This window comes from Nocardioides ultimimeridianus (genome assembly GCF_054777895.1).
In genome coordinates this window covers 238,648-251,529 of the sequence record NZ_BAAHAB010000013.1, presented here as the reverse complement: position 1 = coordinate 251,529, position 12,882 = coordinate 238,648, and the positions used below count along the sequence as shown (strand labels likewise).

The 12,882-nt window shown below is 72.1% G+C and carries 11 protein-coding genes; 3 read left to right on the top strand and 8 right to left on the bottom strand.

Features of this window, described 5'->3' with window-relative positions; translation table 11 throughout:
• Nucleotides 1-372 precede the first annotated feature (372 nt).
• The 3 genes from ACYU8V_RS14490 to ACYU8V_RS14480 form a co-directional block, all read right to left on the bottom strand.
• Nucleotides 373-699 carry a cupin domain-containing protein gene (locus ACYU8V_RS14490; protein WP_460848334.1) on the bottom strand — a complete coding sequence of 109 codons (327 nt, stop codon included), beginning with the start codon at nt 697-699 and terminating at the stop codon, nt 373-375.
• Nucleotides 696-2,117 (bottom strand): NAD(P)/FAD-dependent oxidoreductase, encoded by a 1,422-nt coding sequence (locus ACYU8V_RS14485; protein ID WP_460848332.1) that lies wholly within the window; start codon nt 2,115-2,117, stop codon nt 696-698. Before ACYU8V_RS14485 ends, ACYU8V_RS14490 begins: the two co-directional genes overlap by 4 nt.
• A 98-nt stretch (nt 2,118-2,215) precedes the next feature.
• Nucleotides 2,216-3,421 carry a PucR family transcriptional regulator gene (locus ACYU8V_RS14480; RefSeq protein WP_460848331.1) on the bottom strand — a complete coding sequence of 402 codons (1,206 nt, stop codon included), beginning with the start codon at nt 3,419-3,421 and terminating at the stop codon, nt 2,216-2,218.
• A 147-nt stretch (nt 3,422-3,568) separates the two neighbouring features.
• Here ACYU8V_RS14480 and ACYU8V_RS14475 point away from each other — a divergent pair, with 147 nt between their 5' ends.
• Together ACYU8V_RS14475 and ACYU8V_RS14470 are read left to right on the top strand one after the other, a co-directional pair.
• Complete coding sequence (locus tag ACYU8V_RS14475; RefSeq protein WP_460848457.1) at nt 3,569-5,899, top strand: molybdopterin cofactor-binding domain-containing protein; 2,331 nt, start codon at nt 3,569-3,571, stop codon at nt 5,897-5,899.
• A 13-nt stretch (nt 5,900-5,912) separates the two neighbouring features.
• Nucleotides 5,913-6,389: a (2Fe-2S)-binding protein gene (locus tag ACYU8V_RS14470; RefSeq protein ID WP_460848329.1), complete on the top strand. Its 477-nt coding sequence runs from the start codon at nt 5,913-5,915 to the stop codon at nt 6,387-6,389.
• Between the two features lie 9 nt (nt 6,390-6,398).
• Here the strand turns inward: ACYU8V_RS14470 and ACYU8V_RS14465 are convergent, their stop codons facing one another.
• Nucleotides 6,399-7,034, bottom strand: coding sequence for a TetR/AcrR family transcriptional regulator (locus ACYU8V_RS14465; protein WP_460848328.1), 636 nt, complete (start codon nt 7,032-7,034; stop codon nt 6,399-6,401).
• A 36-nt stretch (nt 7,035-7,070) separates the two neighbouring features.
• On the opposite strand from ACYU8V_RS14465, the gene ACYU8V_RS14460 reads away from it, so the two are divergent.
• Nucleotides 7,071-8,297: an oxygenase MpaB family protein gene (locus ACYU8V_RS14460; protein WP_460848326.1), complete on the top strand. Its 1,227-nt coding sequence runs from the start codon at nt 7,071-7,073 to the stop codon at nt 8,295-8,297.
• 111 nt (nt 8,298-8,408) lie between these two features.
• Here ACYU8V_RS14460 and ACYU8V_RS14455 read toward each other — a convergent pair whose 3' ends face one another.
• The 4 genes from ACYU8V_RS14455 to ACYU8V_RS14440 are packed head-to-tail and all read right to left on the bottom strand — an operon-like array spanning nt 8,409 to nt 12,857.
• Nucleotides 8,409-8,939: a DUF4334 domain-containing protein gene (locus ACYU8V_RS14455; RefSeq protein ID WP_460848324.1), complete on the bottom strand. Its 531-nt coding sequence runs from the start codon at nt 8,937-8,939 to the stop codon at nt 8,409-8,411.
• Complete coding sequence (locus ACYU8V_RS14450) at nt 8,936-10,603, bottom strand: GMC oxidoreductase (RefSeq protein WP_460848322.1); 1,668 nt, start codon at nt 10,601-10,603, stop codon at nt 8,936-8,938. Before ACYU8V_RS14450 ends, ACYU8V_RS14455 begins: the two co-directional genes overlap by 4 nt.
• Nucleotides 10,600-12,057, bottom strand: coding sequence for a flavin-containing monooxygenase (locus tag ACYU8V_RS14445; protein ID WP_460848321.1), 1,458 nt, complete (start codon nt 12,055-12,057; stop codon nt 10,600-10,602). The genes ACYU8V_RS14450 and ACYU8V_RS14445 overlap by 4 nt, the downstream gene beginning before the upstream one ends.
• The gene (locus ACYU8V_RS14440) at nt 12,054-12,857 is read right to left on the bottom strand and encodes an alpha/beta fold hydrolase (protein WP_460848320.1); all 804 of its coding nucleotides are present in this window, start codon (nt 12,855-12,857) and stop codon (nt 12,054-12,056) included. The genes ACYU8V_RS14445 and ACYU8V_RS14440 overlap by 4 nt, the downstream gene beginning before the upstream one ends.
• Between the last annotated feature and the right edge of the window lie 25 nt (nt 12,858-12,882).

The following is a 12,882-nucleotide window of genomic DNA, read 5'->3' as shown; positions in this document are numbered from 1 at the left end:
GTCAGCCCAGGCCCGGCCTGACCGCCCGAGAGGTACAAGATCGCCCGCACGAGTGATCTTCACGGGCACGGCAGCCCGAAAGGGCGTCACGATCTCCCCCGCGGGCGATCTTGCACACCTGATCCACCGCTCCGGACGATGGGCCACGTGACCCATGGTCCGTAGCGACCCGACACCGACCCCGCTGGCGGCCGCGCAGCGGCGGCGCGGGCGAAGCCCGTGCCGACTCCGCGCCGTCCAGCCGTGCGCCAGGGCCCCGCAGTCAAGGACGGCCGAAGGCCGCCGCGCAGCGGCGCGAACGAAGTGAGCGTCCTTGACGGCGGGAGGCGCACGGCTACGGTGCGGCCGCCAGACACCAGCCCCGCAGCAAGATCAGGCGAGGTAGACCTTCCGCAGCGTCGACCGGATCTCCCACTCGGTCCGCTCCCCCGCGTACAGGCGGACGACGGAGCCCGGGCGCAGCTCGATCGTCTCCCCTCCGGGGAACCGCACCTCCCCCTCCCCCGCCAGCACCACGAACACCTCGTCCGCCTCGACGTCGCGGACGATGCCGGGAGTGATCTCCCAGATCCCGATCTCGACCTCGCCGAACCGGCCGAGGGCGACAGCACCCGACGTGGGAGATCCAGCGACCACGTCCAGCGCGCCGTCGTGCGGCACCGTCATGGCGGCGGCGTCGACCATCCGCGGCAGACTCACGAGTCGAACCCCAGGCCCATCGCGTCCAGCGAGCGCAGCCACAGGTTGCGGCGGCCACCGTGCTGGTCGGCGCGGTCCAGCGCCCACCGGGTGGTCTGGATGCCGAGGGAGGCGATCGGCTCCGGCGGGAACGGCAGCGGCTTGGTGCGGACCATCGCGAGCTCCGTGCGCTCGGTCGACAGGCCGGCGAGCCGGTCCAGCATCACCTCGGCGGCGAACCGGGTCGCGCCGACGCCGAGGCCGGTGAAGCCGGCGGCGTGCGCGACCCGTCCCTGCAGCGCGAGCCCGAAGAAGGCGCAGAACCGCGTCGAGGTGTCGATGGCGCCGGCCCACTGGTGGGTGAACCTCAGCCCCACGAGCTGGGGGAAGGTCGTGAAGAAGTGCTCGGCGAGGCGTCGGTGGGTCTCGGGCCGGCGCTCGTACTCCGGCCGGACGCGCCGGCCGTAGCGGTAGACGGCGTCGTAGCCGCCCCACAGGATCCGGTTGTCCTTCGAGATCCGGTAGTAGTGGAACTGGTTGGCCATGTCGCCGACGCCCTGCCGGCCGTCCCATCCGATCGACGCGAGCTGCTCGGGCGACAGCGGCTCGGTCATCAGCGCGTAGTCGTAGACCGGGACGGTGAACATCCGGTAGCGCGGCAGCAGGCTCGGGAAGACGTTGGTCGCGAGCGCGACGCGGGAGGCCGTGACGGCGCCCCGCGCCGTGGTGACCCGCACCGGCCCGCTCCGGCCGTCGCCCGAGATCCCGGTGGCGCGGCTGTGCTCGAAGATCTCCACCCCGAGGTCGGTGGCGACCCGCGCCAGCTCCACGGCCAGCTTGGCCGGGTGCACCATCGCCACGTCGGGGTCGAGCACCCCGGCGAGGTACGTCGGGCTGTTGACCAGCTTGCGGAGGTCGTCGCCCTCGATCAGCTCGGCGCCGCTCGCGCGCAGGTCCTCGACCTGGTGCGGCTCGATCGCCACGTCCAGCTCGCCGGTGCGCTCGTAGTCGACGTCCATGGCGAAGTCGCGCACCGTCTGCTCGATGGCGTCCAGGTTGGCGAGGCCGAGGCGCTCGAGGGCGTCGTACTCCTCGGGCCAGCGGGTGCGGCCGTTCTCCTCGCCGTGGGTGATCGTGGCCGCGCAGAACCCGCCATTGCGCCCGGACGCCGCCCAGCCGACCTCCTCGGCCTCGAGCAGCACGACGCGGCGGTGGGGGTCGCGCTGCTTGGCGACGACCGCGGTCCACAGCCCGCAGTAGCCGCCGCCCACGACCAGCAGATCGGTCGCGACGTCCGCGGTGAGCGAGGGGTAGGCGACCCGCTCGGGCACGTCCTCGAGCCAGAAGCAGGCGTCCCGCACACCGCTGAGGGCGTGCTCGACGGCCGAGCGGTCGGCGGGCGTGCGGGAGAAGACGGTGCCGGGCGCTGCAGAGCTCACCGCACCACCCTCCCCGGGCGAGGCCGCCGGACACCAACGACGATCTGTCGAGTTCGGGCATGCCGGACGCGCCACTTCGTCCATTGTGCGCGAGGGCGCTACTCCGCCCGGATCAGCCGTACGGCGATCACCAGCTCCTCCAGCTCGCGGAAGTTGCGCAGGTCGCAGCCGGTCCGCTCGGAGATCCGCTCGAGCCGGTAGTACGCCGTGTTGACGTGCACGTGCAGGCGCTCGGCGGCCGTCTTCGCGTTGAGGTCGGCGTCGACGTACGCCATCAGCGTCTGCACCAGGCCGCCGTCGCGCGCGAGGTCCTCCTCGACGAACTGCCGCAGCTCGGGCCGGATCAGCCGCCGCGCCGTCGGGTCGTCGCGCAGCACCATGTAGTCGAGGGTCGACAGCATCGACAGCGCCCGCACCCCGGGCGTCCCGTCGAGGGAGTCGCGGGCGAGGACGGCCTCCCGGTACGCCTCAGGTACGCCGGACAGGCCGTGGTGCACCGTGCTCACCCCGACCACCAGGCGCAGCCCCTGCCGGCCGACCTGGGTGTGTGCGCGCTTCAGGTCGCGCACCGCCCGCGAGCCGTCGCCGGTGGCGGGCAGCAGCCCGACGATCTGGTCCTGCCGGATGACGGCGATGCCGCGGTCCTCGCCGACGGCCGCGCGGACCGTGCCCAGCGCCGACCGCAGGATCTGCCCCGGACGGAGCGGTCCGTCCGGCACCGCCACGACGACCACCAGCGGCGTGGCGCGGTCCAGGCCGTAGGAGAGCGCGAGCGCACCGCGCTGGCCCACCGGCTCGCGGCCGGCCAGGAGGTCCTCGACCAGGTCGCCGCGCAGCCGGTCGCCCTCGGCGAGCTCGGACTGCTGGGCCGCGAGGAACGCCTCGCTCGCCACCGTGCTGCCCAGCTCGATCACCTGCATCAGGTGCGTCGCGACGCCGAGCGCGGCGTCGCGCATCCGCGGCGACCGCGCCACCGCGACCACGCCCTCCCAGAGGGTGACCTGCCCGATGCGGAACGCCGCGAGGAAGTCGGCCAGCTCCAGGCCCGCGCGCAGCCGCAGCGTCGCCTGCTCGGCGGTGATCGGGAAGTCGCTGCGCTCGGCGGGACGGCCCTGCCGCAGCGTCTCGAGCACGGCGACGTAGATCGCGCGCGTGTGCATGGTGACGTTCGCGCGCAGGTCGGGGTCGGCGGACGCGGCGTACGCCGGCACCTGGTGCCAGAACCGATCGACCGAGGTCTCGACGATCTCGTCGAGACCCGCCTCGACCGATGCGACGATCGAGGTGACCAGCGACCTGCCCATCCCGGCAGCGTAGAGCCGTCCAACCCATCTTGTGGTCGGGCTCCAGGTACCGGGAGCGTAGGTCGCATTATGCTGCTGGTGTAACCGCGGTCACACCTCGGTTGCGTGCTCCCCGCACCGACTCCCTCGGAGGTTGCCTTGACGACCGTGCTGCCCGAAGACCACAGCGAGACCGACGCGGCCGGAGGGGAGGTCGGGCGACGGCGGTTCGTCGGCTACCTGATCGCGGCACCCACCCTCGCCGTCGCGGTCCGGCTCGGCCTGGACGAGACCGTCGCCGGCGAGCCGGCGGCGGCAGCAGTGCCGTCGGTGGCCGGCCCCGCCGAGCTGTTCGACCTCAGCGACCTGCTGAAGACGGCCGCCTCACCGACCTCGCACATGATCACGCTGACCGTCGACACCGACGGCATCGCGCACTTCGCCCTGCCGCGCGCCGAGGTCGGCCAGGGCATCACGACCTCCACGGCGATGCTCATCGCCGAGGAGCTGGACATGCCGATGAGCCACGTGAGGGTGACGCTGGCGCCGGCCCGCCCGGAGCTGATGTACAACCAGATCACCGGCGGCTCGAACACGACGTACTCCACCTACCGCCCGATCCGCACCGCCGCCGCCATCGCGCGCGAGCGGCTGGTCGAGGCGGCCGCGAAGAAGTGGGGCGTGAGCGCCTCGACCCTCCACACCAGCAACGGGTACGTCGTCCGCCCCGGCGGCGCCAAGCTCAGCTACGGCTCGCTGGCGGTGGCCGCGCGCGCCGAGTCGGCCTCCGCGTCGTCGGCGACCCTCAAGGACCCGAGCGCCTACAAGGTGATCGGCCGGCCGCACGGCCGGGTCGACGCGCACCTGGCCGTCACCGGCCAGAAGAAGTACGCGATGGACCTGAAGATCAAGGGCGCCAAGCCGACCATGATCTGCCGGCCGCCGACCCTCAACGGCAAGGTCGTGAAGATCCACAACGCGGCGGCCGTGCGCGCGATGCCGGGCGTGACGCACGTCGTCAGGATCTCCACCGGGGTGGCGGTCCGGGCCCGCACCTTCGGCCAGTGCATCGACGCGGTGCGCGCCCTGAAGGTGACCTGGGGTCCCGGCACGATCGGCACGAAGTCCGACGCCGACATCCTCAAGGAGGTCAAGGGCGCCGAGCTGCCGATGGTGGTGCCCGACGTACCCGTCCTGGCGAAGACCGTCGACACCGCCTTCACGTTCTGGTTCGCCGGCAACTCGGCACTGGAGACCAACTGCGCGGTCGCCGACGTCCGCTCGGACTCCGCCGAGATCTGGGGCTCGTTCAAGACCCCGATCACCGCGCAGGAGAAGGTCGCCCAGCTCGTCGGCCTGCCCACGAACAAGGTCAAGGTGCACGTCACCGAGGGCGGCGGCTCGTTCGGCCGCAAGCTCTTCTACGACGCCGCGCTCGAGGCGGCCGAGGCCTCGAAGAAGATGGGCAAGCCGGTGCGGCTGATGTGGCACCGGGCCGACGACGCCCGCCAGGGACGCGTGCACCCGATGGCCACCTCCCGGGTCCGCGCCACGATCCTCAGCGGCAACGTGCTGACCTACGAGCAGCGGCACACCAGCGTGAAGACCGACTTCAGCCACGGCCTCGGCGAGATCATCACCGGCTTCTCGGCCCAGCTGCCGGTCGGCGACCTGGGCTGGTCGGAGACCGTGTACGCGCTGAGCCAGGCGACGCACTACAACTTCGGTCTCACCACCCAGCTGCTCAACGAGGTCGAGACCGGGTTCAACACCGGCTCGATGCGCAACATCTACTCCCCCAACGCCGCGGTGGCGCGCGAGCTGACGGTCGACAAGATCGCCAAGATCATGGGCAAGGACCCGCTGGCCTTCCGCAAGGAGTTCGCCTACAACGCCCGCAGCGTCGCGGTCCTCGACAAGGTGGCGTCGGTCGGGAGGTGGGGCCGGTCGATGCCCGCCGGCCACGCCCAGGGCATCGCGATCCACAACGAGTACCACGCGCACACCGCGTGCCTGGTGGAGATCGACTGCACCACCGCGACCATGAGCCGCAAGGTCCGCGACGCCGTCACCGGGCCGCGGGTCACCAAGGTCGTGTTCGCCGTCGACATCGGCCGGGCGGTCAACCCGCGCGGCCTCGAGGCCCAGATGATGGGCGGGATCATGGACGCGATCGCGCTGGTCCTGACCTCGTCGCTGCACCTCAAGGACGGCTTCTTCCAGGAGGCCAGCTGGGACAACTACGCCTACACGCGCGAGTGGAACGTCCCGCCGAAGGTCGAGGTCATCATCATGCCGCCGACCAGCGACGACCCGGGCGGCGCCGGCGAGCTCGGCGTACCGGCCGCGGCGGGAGCGGTCGCCACGGCGTACGCACGGGCGATGGGGAAGATGCCGACGCAGTTCCCGATCAACCACAGCAAGCCGCTCTTCTTCCCGGTGAAGCCGACCGTCCCGCCGATCCCCGCCTCGCCCACCAACGGCCTGACCTTCTACTGATCGGAGCACCCCGATGCCCAAGCACACCTTCAAGGTCAACGGCGAGAAGGTCACCGTCGACGCCCCCGACGACGTCCGCCTGCTCTGGATCCTGCGCGACGTCCTCGGCATCACCGGGCCGAAGTACGGCTGCGGGATCAACGTCTGCAAGGCCTGTACGTCGCACATCAACGGCCGGGCCTTCAACCCCTGCTCGGTCCCCGTCGGGAAGATCAACCCCGACGACGAGATCACCACGATCGAGGGCCTGCCCAAGACGGTCGGCAAGAAGCTGCACCCGATGCAGAAGGCCTGGCTCGAGCACGACGTCGCGCAGTGCGGCTACTGCCAGCCGGGCCAGATCATGGCCGCGGTGGACCTGGTGAAGAAGGTCCACAAGGAGGGGCGGGAGATCACCGAGCACGACCTCGACAAGCTGCGCAACATCTGCCGCTGCGGCACCTACCCGCGGCTGCGCCAGGCGATCCTGGACGGCGCCAAGGACATGTAGCGCCCGGCGCTACGAGGAGCGCCGGTCGATGCCCGTGACCACCGCCCGGCACAGCCGGGTGGCGGTCGCGGCCAGCTCGGCCGGCGACTCGGTGCGGTGCGGGAGCCAGTCGGCGATCAGGCCGTTGACACCGCCGACGGCGAAGACCGCGTTGCGGCGCAGCTCGTCGGCCGGTGGCACCCGGTCCAGCAGGCGCGCGGTGTTCTCCATGACCAGCTCGACGATCCGGTTGGACGCCGCGACCTGCTGCTGGGCCAGACCGGGCACGCTGGAGGGGTCGCTGGTGAGGATGCGGTGCACCTGGGGGTCGCCCGCGATCACCTCGAGGAAGGCGGTCAGCGCGGCGTCCAGCTTGGCCCAGATGCCGCCCGGCTGGGCCTCACTGGCCAGCACCAGCGTGACCGCGAGCTGCTCGCGCACCTCCTCGGCGACCGCGAGCAGCAGCGCGTCGCGGTTGTCGAACTGCTCGTAGAAGTAGCGCGGGGTGAGCCCGGCCTGCGCGCAGACCCCGCGGACCGTGACCTCGGACGGTCCCTGCTCGCCCCACAGGCGGCGGGCAGCGTCCAACAGCCTGCGGCGCCGCTCGGCACGCCGCTCGTCAGCGCTCACGCCGCCGTAGTGACGCACCACCTCTGCCCTGGCCATTGACAGCACTCTAGCGACGTCCCTAGTTTGGAATACATGCGTTATCCAGTTTCGTCGCCCGATCGCGAGATCCCGGCCCGGCACCCGGACCACCCGCTGCCCGTGCCGGCGGCGGTCGGGCTGCTCGCCCGGACGCTGCGCGTCGGGCCGGCAGACGAGACCGAGTTCCGCCGGTACGGCGAGGCGCTGACCGAGGGCGACCCACTGATGGACGACGTGGTGGCCTGGATGACGGCCACCGGCGGGACGGAGGGCAGGCGGCTCTTCGAGCAGGCGCTCGAGGACGGCATCGCGACGGTGCCCGACGCCCCCGCCCCCTTGCGCGCGCTCTTCGAGGAGGTCGAGCGGACACCGGACTGGGTGGACCGGGATCTGCTCGACCGCGGCGCCCGCGTGCTGCGCAGCGGCGGCGCCGACGGCCTGTACGTCGCCCGCGACGTCGCGCTGCACGGCGGCTACCTGTTCTCCGGCTTCAACCAGACGCTGCTGCGCACGGGCGCGCTGGAGAAGGGATCCAACCAGCGCTTCGCCGAGACGACCCGCTGGGCCATGGACACCATCTCCCCGGGCGGCCTGGTGCCGGGCGGCCGCGGCTTCCGGTCGACCCTCCGGGTGCGGATGATCCACTCCTTCGTCCGGCGGCACGTCGCGGCGATGTCCGACTGGGACAGCGCGGCCTGGGGCCTCCCGATCAACCAGACCGACATGGCCGCGACGATCCACGGCACCTTCATCGCCCCGGTGACGGCCTCGATGGTGCTCGGCATGTTCAACAGCCCCCGCAACCTCGAGGCCGTCGCGCACCTGACCCGCTACGTGGGCTGGCTGATCGGCGTCGACGAGGAGTTCCTGCCGCGCAGCTTCCGCGCGGCGGTCCGCAACCAGTGCGCGGTCCTCTCGGCGCTGGCGCGGCCCGACGAGACGAGCCGCCTGCTGGCGATCCCGATGGCAGAGGACCCGCTGCGCTGGGAGTTCGGCCGCTTCCAGGCAGTACGCCGACGGATCGCCCGCTCGCAGCACCTCTCGGTCACGCGGACCTCCCTCGGGCCCGCCGCCATGCGCAAGCTCGGCCTCCCACCGCTCGGCCTGCCCTGGTACCCCGCCCTCCGCTTCCCGGTCAACGTCCTCCGGTCGGCGCTGCTGCAGCTGCCCGGCGGCCTCGACCGCGGCGCCCGTCGCGGCGATCGCGAGCAGCAGCGGTTCCTGGAGCGGACCGGCTCCACCAGCCAGATCGGCGGCTCGGTCCGCGGCCTCCACCCCTGAGCGCGGGCGGACCCACCCCGCCCCGCGAATCAAGCGTCGTGGCCCTCCGAGATCACGATTTCGGAGGGCCACAAGGCTTGATTCGCGGGGCCGGAACGCTTGATTCGCGGGTCAGTCGCGCTGGAGGACGAAGAAGTACGGCGCCGGGTGGACCCGGTAGTCCATGACGCCGAGCAGGGTGTCGGCGTCGACGGCCCGGAAGACGTCGATGATCGGCAGGTCGTCGTACACCATCGCGGCGGTGACGACACCGCGGTGCTCGACGTCGCGCAGCCGTGCGGAGTGGTGGCGGGTGCGCACCAGCGGCCGCATCCGCAGCGCGAGCGGACGGGCCCGCTCGACCAGGTGCGTCGGCACCCGGCCGGCCAGGCCCAGCGGCATCCGGCGCGGATCCGCCGGGTAGATGTCGCCCGACGCGGATCGGAACAGCAGCGGGTGGACGTGGTCGACGTCGTCGAACTGCTTGCCGTACCAGCCGGTCGGCACCAGCAGGCCGTCCAGCGGGTGCCCGGTCGCGATCTCCCGGCCGTGCCAGCGGCCGGTCACGTCCGCGGCGCGCACGGCCGGCAGCGCGTCGAACAGGGCCAGCGCCTCGGCGACGTCGGCCCGGTCGCCGAGTGCGGCGAGCTCGGCGACGCTCATGCGGGCAGCCGCAGGGCGCCGGGAGCGGAGTCCGGGACGGCCGGCCGGGCCGGGGGCACCGCACCGATCCGCTCGTACGCCGATCCCAGGGCCGGGCGCGGATCGGCCTCGCCACGGTTCGGCCAGAACGCCATCGCCCGCTCCGCCTGGGCGGTGATCGTCAGCGACGGGTTGACGCCGAGGTTGGCGGTGATCGCGCTGCCGTCGGCGATGTGCAGGCCGGGGTGGCCGTGGACCCGCTGGTAGGGGTCGATCACGCCGGCCTCCGCCGTCTCGCCGATGGTGCAGCCGCCGATGTAGTGGGCGGTGGCGGGGATGTTGAAGATGTCGGTGCCGATGTTGCCGGTCACCCCGTCGGCGGCGGCGGCGTACTCCCGCGCGACCTGGTGCGCGACCGGGATCCAGTCCGGGTTCGGCACACCCGTGCCCTGCTTGGTCTTGAGCAGCCCGCCCTTGAGGTAGGAGGTCAGCGAGTTGTCGAGGGACTGCATCACCAGCAGGATCACCGAGCGCGAGGAGGCGTCGCGCACGTTCATGGTCCGCATCGAGGCGATCGGGTGCAGCACCAGCGTGAGCAGCAGCCGCAGGAAGCGGAACGCGCCGCCGTCGACCATCGGCACGGTCTGCAGGAACAGCGAGTTGTGCCCCTTGCCGTAGGTGCAGACCTCGACGTGGGTCTGCGGCTCGGGGTGGATCGAGGAGGTGATCGCCACGCCCTGCGCCAGGTCGGTGCGGCTGCGGCTGGTGACGCCGATGATCGCCTCGGAGTTGCTGCGCGTGAGCTCGCCGAGCCGCGGCGAGAGCTGCGGGAGCGTGCCGGAGTCCCGCATGCGGTGCAGCAGCTTCTGGGTGCCGAGCGCGGCGGCGGCGAAGACCACCTGCTCCGCGGTGAAGGTACGACGGCCCTTGCGCAGCTTGCCGTTCGAGCGGACCGTCTCCACGACGTACCCACCGCTGCCGTCGGGCCGCACCGAGGTGACGGTCGTGAGCGGGTGCACCTCGGCGCCGTTCTTCTCGGCGAGGTGGAGGTAGTTCATCGTGGTGGTGTTCTTGGCGTTGTGCTTGCAGCCGGTGAAGCACTCCGAGCAGTGGATGCAGCCGGCGCGGCGCGGGCCCGCTCCCCCGAAGTACGGGTCGTCGACCTCGACGCCCTCCTGGCCCTCGTTGAAGAACACGCCCACCTGGGTGGTGTGGAAGGTGTCGGCGACCCCGCGCCCGCGTGCCACCTGCAGCAGCAGCTCGTCCTTGGGGCCGACCCGCGGGTTGTCCTCGACGCCGAGCATCCGCTTCGCCTGGTCGTAGTACGGCGCCAGCTCCTCGCGCCAGTCGGTGATCCCACCCCAGGCCGGGTCGGAGTAGAACTCCGGCAGCGGCTCGTAGAGGGTGTTGCCGTAGATCAGCGAGCCGCCGCCGACGCCCGCGCCGCTGAACACCAGGCACTTGCCCAGCGCGCTGATCCGCTGCGGACCGGTCAGCCCGAGCCGTGGGGCCCAGATCGACTTGCGCACGTTCCAGTTCGTCTTCGGCAGGTCCTCGGCGTTCCACCGGCGGCCGGCCTCCAGCACGCCGACCCGGTAGCCCTTCTCGGTCAGCCGCAGCGCGCTCACGCTGCCGCCGAAGCCGGATCCGATGACGATGACGTCGTAGTCGTAGCCCTTGCTCATTGCCCCACCCGCTCCATCACTTCGTAGTCGGCGGCGTCGAAGCGCGCCTGCCTCTTGTACTGAACCCCCAGCAATGGCCAGTTGGCCGTGATCCGCCCGTCGGGGCGGCGGTACCAGGACGAGCACCGGCTCCACACGCTCGTGGCCAGCTCGGCCTGGATGCGGTCGTCGTACGCCGCCTCCACCTCGGGCCTGACCGCGAGCGGCTTGCCGACCTCGGCCAGGTGGGCGACGTACTCGCCCAGGTAGCGCGCCTGCGTCTCGAGGAAGTAGATGATCGAGCCGCCGCCGGTGTTGGTGTTCGGGCCGTACATCACGAACAGGCTCGGGAAGCGCGGCACGGTCATGCCGTAGTAGGCGCGCGGGCCGGCCTGCCACTCCTCGTGCAGATCGCGGCCTCCCGGTCCGCGGATGGACATCGGCGCCAGGAACTCCTGGACCTTGAAGCCGGTGCCCCAGACGATCACGTCGGCCGGGTGCTCCACGCCGCCGGACGTCACCACCCCGGTCGGCGTGATCCGCTCGATGCGCTCGGTGACCAGGTCGACGTTCGGCTGCACGAGCGCGGGCAGGTAGCTGTCGGAGAACAGGATCCGCTTGCAGCCGATCGGGTAGTCCGGCCACACCTTCTCGAACAGCCCGGGCCGCGCCGCGGTCTGCTTGCGCATGTGCCGCCTCGACCACGCCCGGACGGCGGCGGTGAGCGGCCGCGAGTAGACCCACGCGACGCTGAGGCCCTCGGTCAGGCCGTACCAGGTGCCGCGCTCGGCGAGCTCGGTGAGCGGCACCCGCTCGAAGACCATGTGGTGCAGCTCGCTGAACTCGCGGTCCGGCCGCGGGATGAGGTACGGCGCCGACCGCTGGAACACCGTCAGGTGCTCCACCTCGGGCTGGATCTCCGGCACGAACTGGATCGCGCTCGCGCCGGTGCCGATCACCGCGACCCGCTTGCCCGCCAGATCGACCGAGTGGTCCCAGGTCGCGGAGTGGAAGGCCTCCCCGGCGAAGGTGTCGCGGCCCTCGATGGCGGGGTACGCCGGACGCGACAGCTGGCCGACCGCGGACACGAGCACGTCCACCACGATCGGCTCGCCGTGGCTCACCTCGACCGTCCACCTCCCCGTGGCCTCGTCGAAGCTCGCGCCCAGCACCTCGGTGCCGAAGCGGATGTGCCGGCGCACGTCGTACTTGTCAGCGACGTGGTGGATGTAGTCGAGGATCGCGGGCTGGCGGGAGAAGCGGTGCGGCCAGCGCGGGTTCGGCTCGAAGGAGTAGGAGTAGAACGGCGATGGGACGTCGCACGCCGCGCCCGGGTAGGTGTTCTCGCGCCACACCCCGCCGACGTCGTCGGCCTTCTCCAGGACCACGATGTCGTCGAAACCGCGGCGCTTGAGCTCGATGACCGCCGCGAGGCCGCCGAAGCCGGCGCCGATGACGGCGACGCTGGGCGTCACCCGGCCCTCCTCGCGTCGGCGAGCACGAGGCGCGCGCAGGCGGCCGGGTCGTCGCTGAAGGGCAGGTGACCGCAGCGCGGCAGGTCGACGTGGGTCGCGAACGGCAGGACCTCCCGGGCGCGGGCGCTCTGCGTGCGGTGCAGCAGCACCACGTCGCGGGTACCCCACGCGATCGTGACCGGGATGGAGCGCAGGGCACCGGGGTCGTCGGCCGGGTCCAGGCGGTAGCGGGCGAAGTCCCGGCAGGCGGCGGCGTACGCCGGAGCGCCGGCCAGCGCGGCCATGTCGGCCCGCGCGGTGTCCGGGTCGAGCTTGCCGGGCTGGCCGAAGAAGCCGCCGAGCAGCACGTCCCGGCCGATGCGGTGGTCGGCGGCCCGGCCCATCACCGGGCCGGCGGTGCGGGCGGCCGCCCGCATCGTGGTGATCATCCCCTGCACCCAGCGCAGGCCCGGCTCGCGCCAGAACCCCGCGGGCGAGAACGCGGTGACCGCGGAGGCGATGCCGCGGCGGCCGAGCTCGATCCCGATGCCGCCACCCATCGAGCTGCCGACCAGGTGCGGCCGCTCGATGCCCTGCTCGGGCAGCCAGCCGGCCAGCCAGTCGGCGTACCCGCGCGGGCCGGGGGCGACCCCGGCGGGCAGGGAGGAGGCGCCGAACCCGGGCAGGTCGACGGCGATCACCTCGTGGCCGGCCTCGACCAGCGTGTCGAGGATCGGCTCGAACACCTGCCACCGGCTGCCGATGCCGTGCACGAGGACGATCGGGTCGCCGGCACCGCGGCGTGCGAAGGAGATGCTCAAGCTCGACCCCACTCAGAAACAGTTA

Bases quoted from the DNA above. Each gene is read 5' to 3' on its own strand.
- ACYU8V_RS14480 (WP_460848331.1), bottom strand. From the start codon at position 3,421: ATGGGCAGGTCGCTGGTCACCTCGATCGTCGCATCGGTCGAGGCGGGT.
- ACYU8V_RS14470 (WP_460848329.1), top strand. From the start codon at position 5,913: ATGCCCAAGCACACCTTCAAGGTCAACGGCGAGAAGGTCACCGTCGAC.
- ACYU8V_RS14465 (WP_460848328.1), bottom strand. From the start codon at position 7,034: ATGGCCAGGGCAGAGGTGGTGCGTCACTACGGCGGCGTGAGCGCTGAC.
- ACYU8V_RS14460 (WP_460848326.1), top strand. From the start codon at position 7,071: ATGCGTTATCCAGTTTCGTCGCCCGATCGCGAGATCCCGGCCCGGCAC.
- ACYU8V_RS14455 (WP_460848324.1), bottom strand. From the start codon at position 8,939: ATGAGCGTCGCCGAGCTCGCCGCACTCGGCGACCGGGCCGACGTCGCC.
- ACYU8V_RS14450 (WP_460848322.1), bottom strand. From the start codon at position 10,603: ATGAGCAAGGGCTACGACTACGACGTCATCGTCATCGGATCCGGCTTC.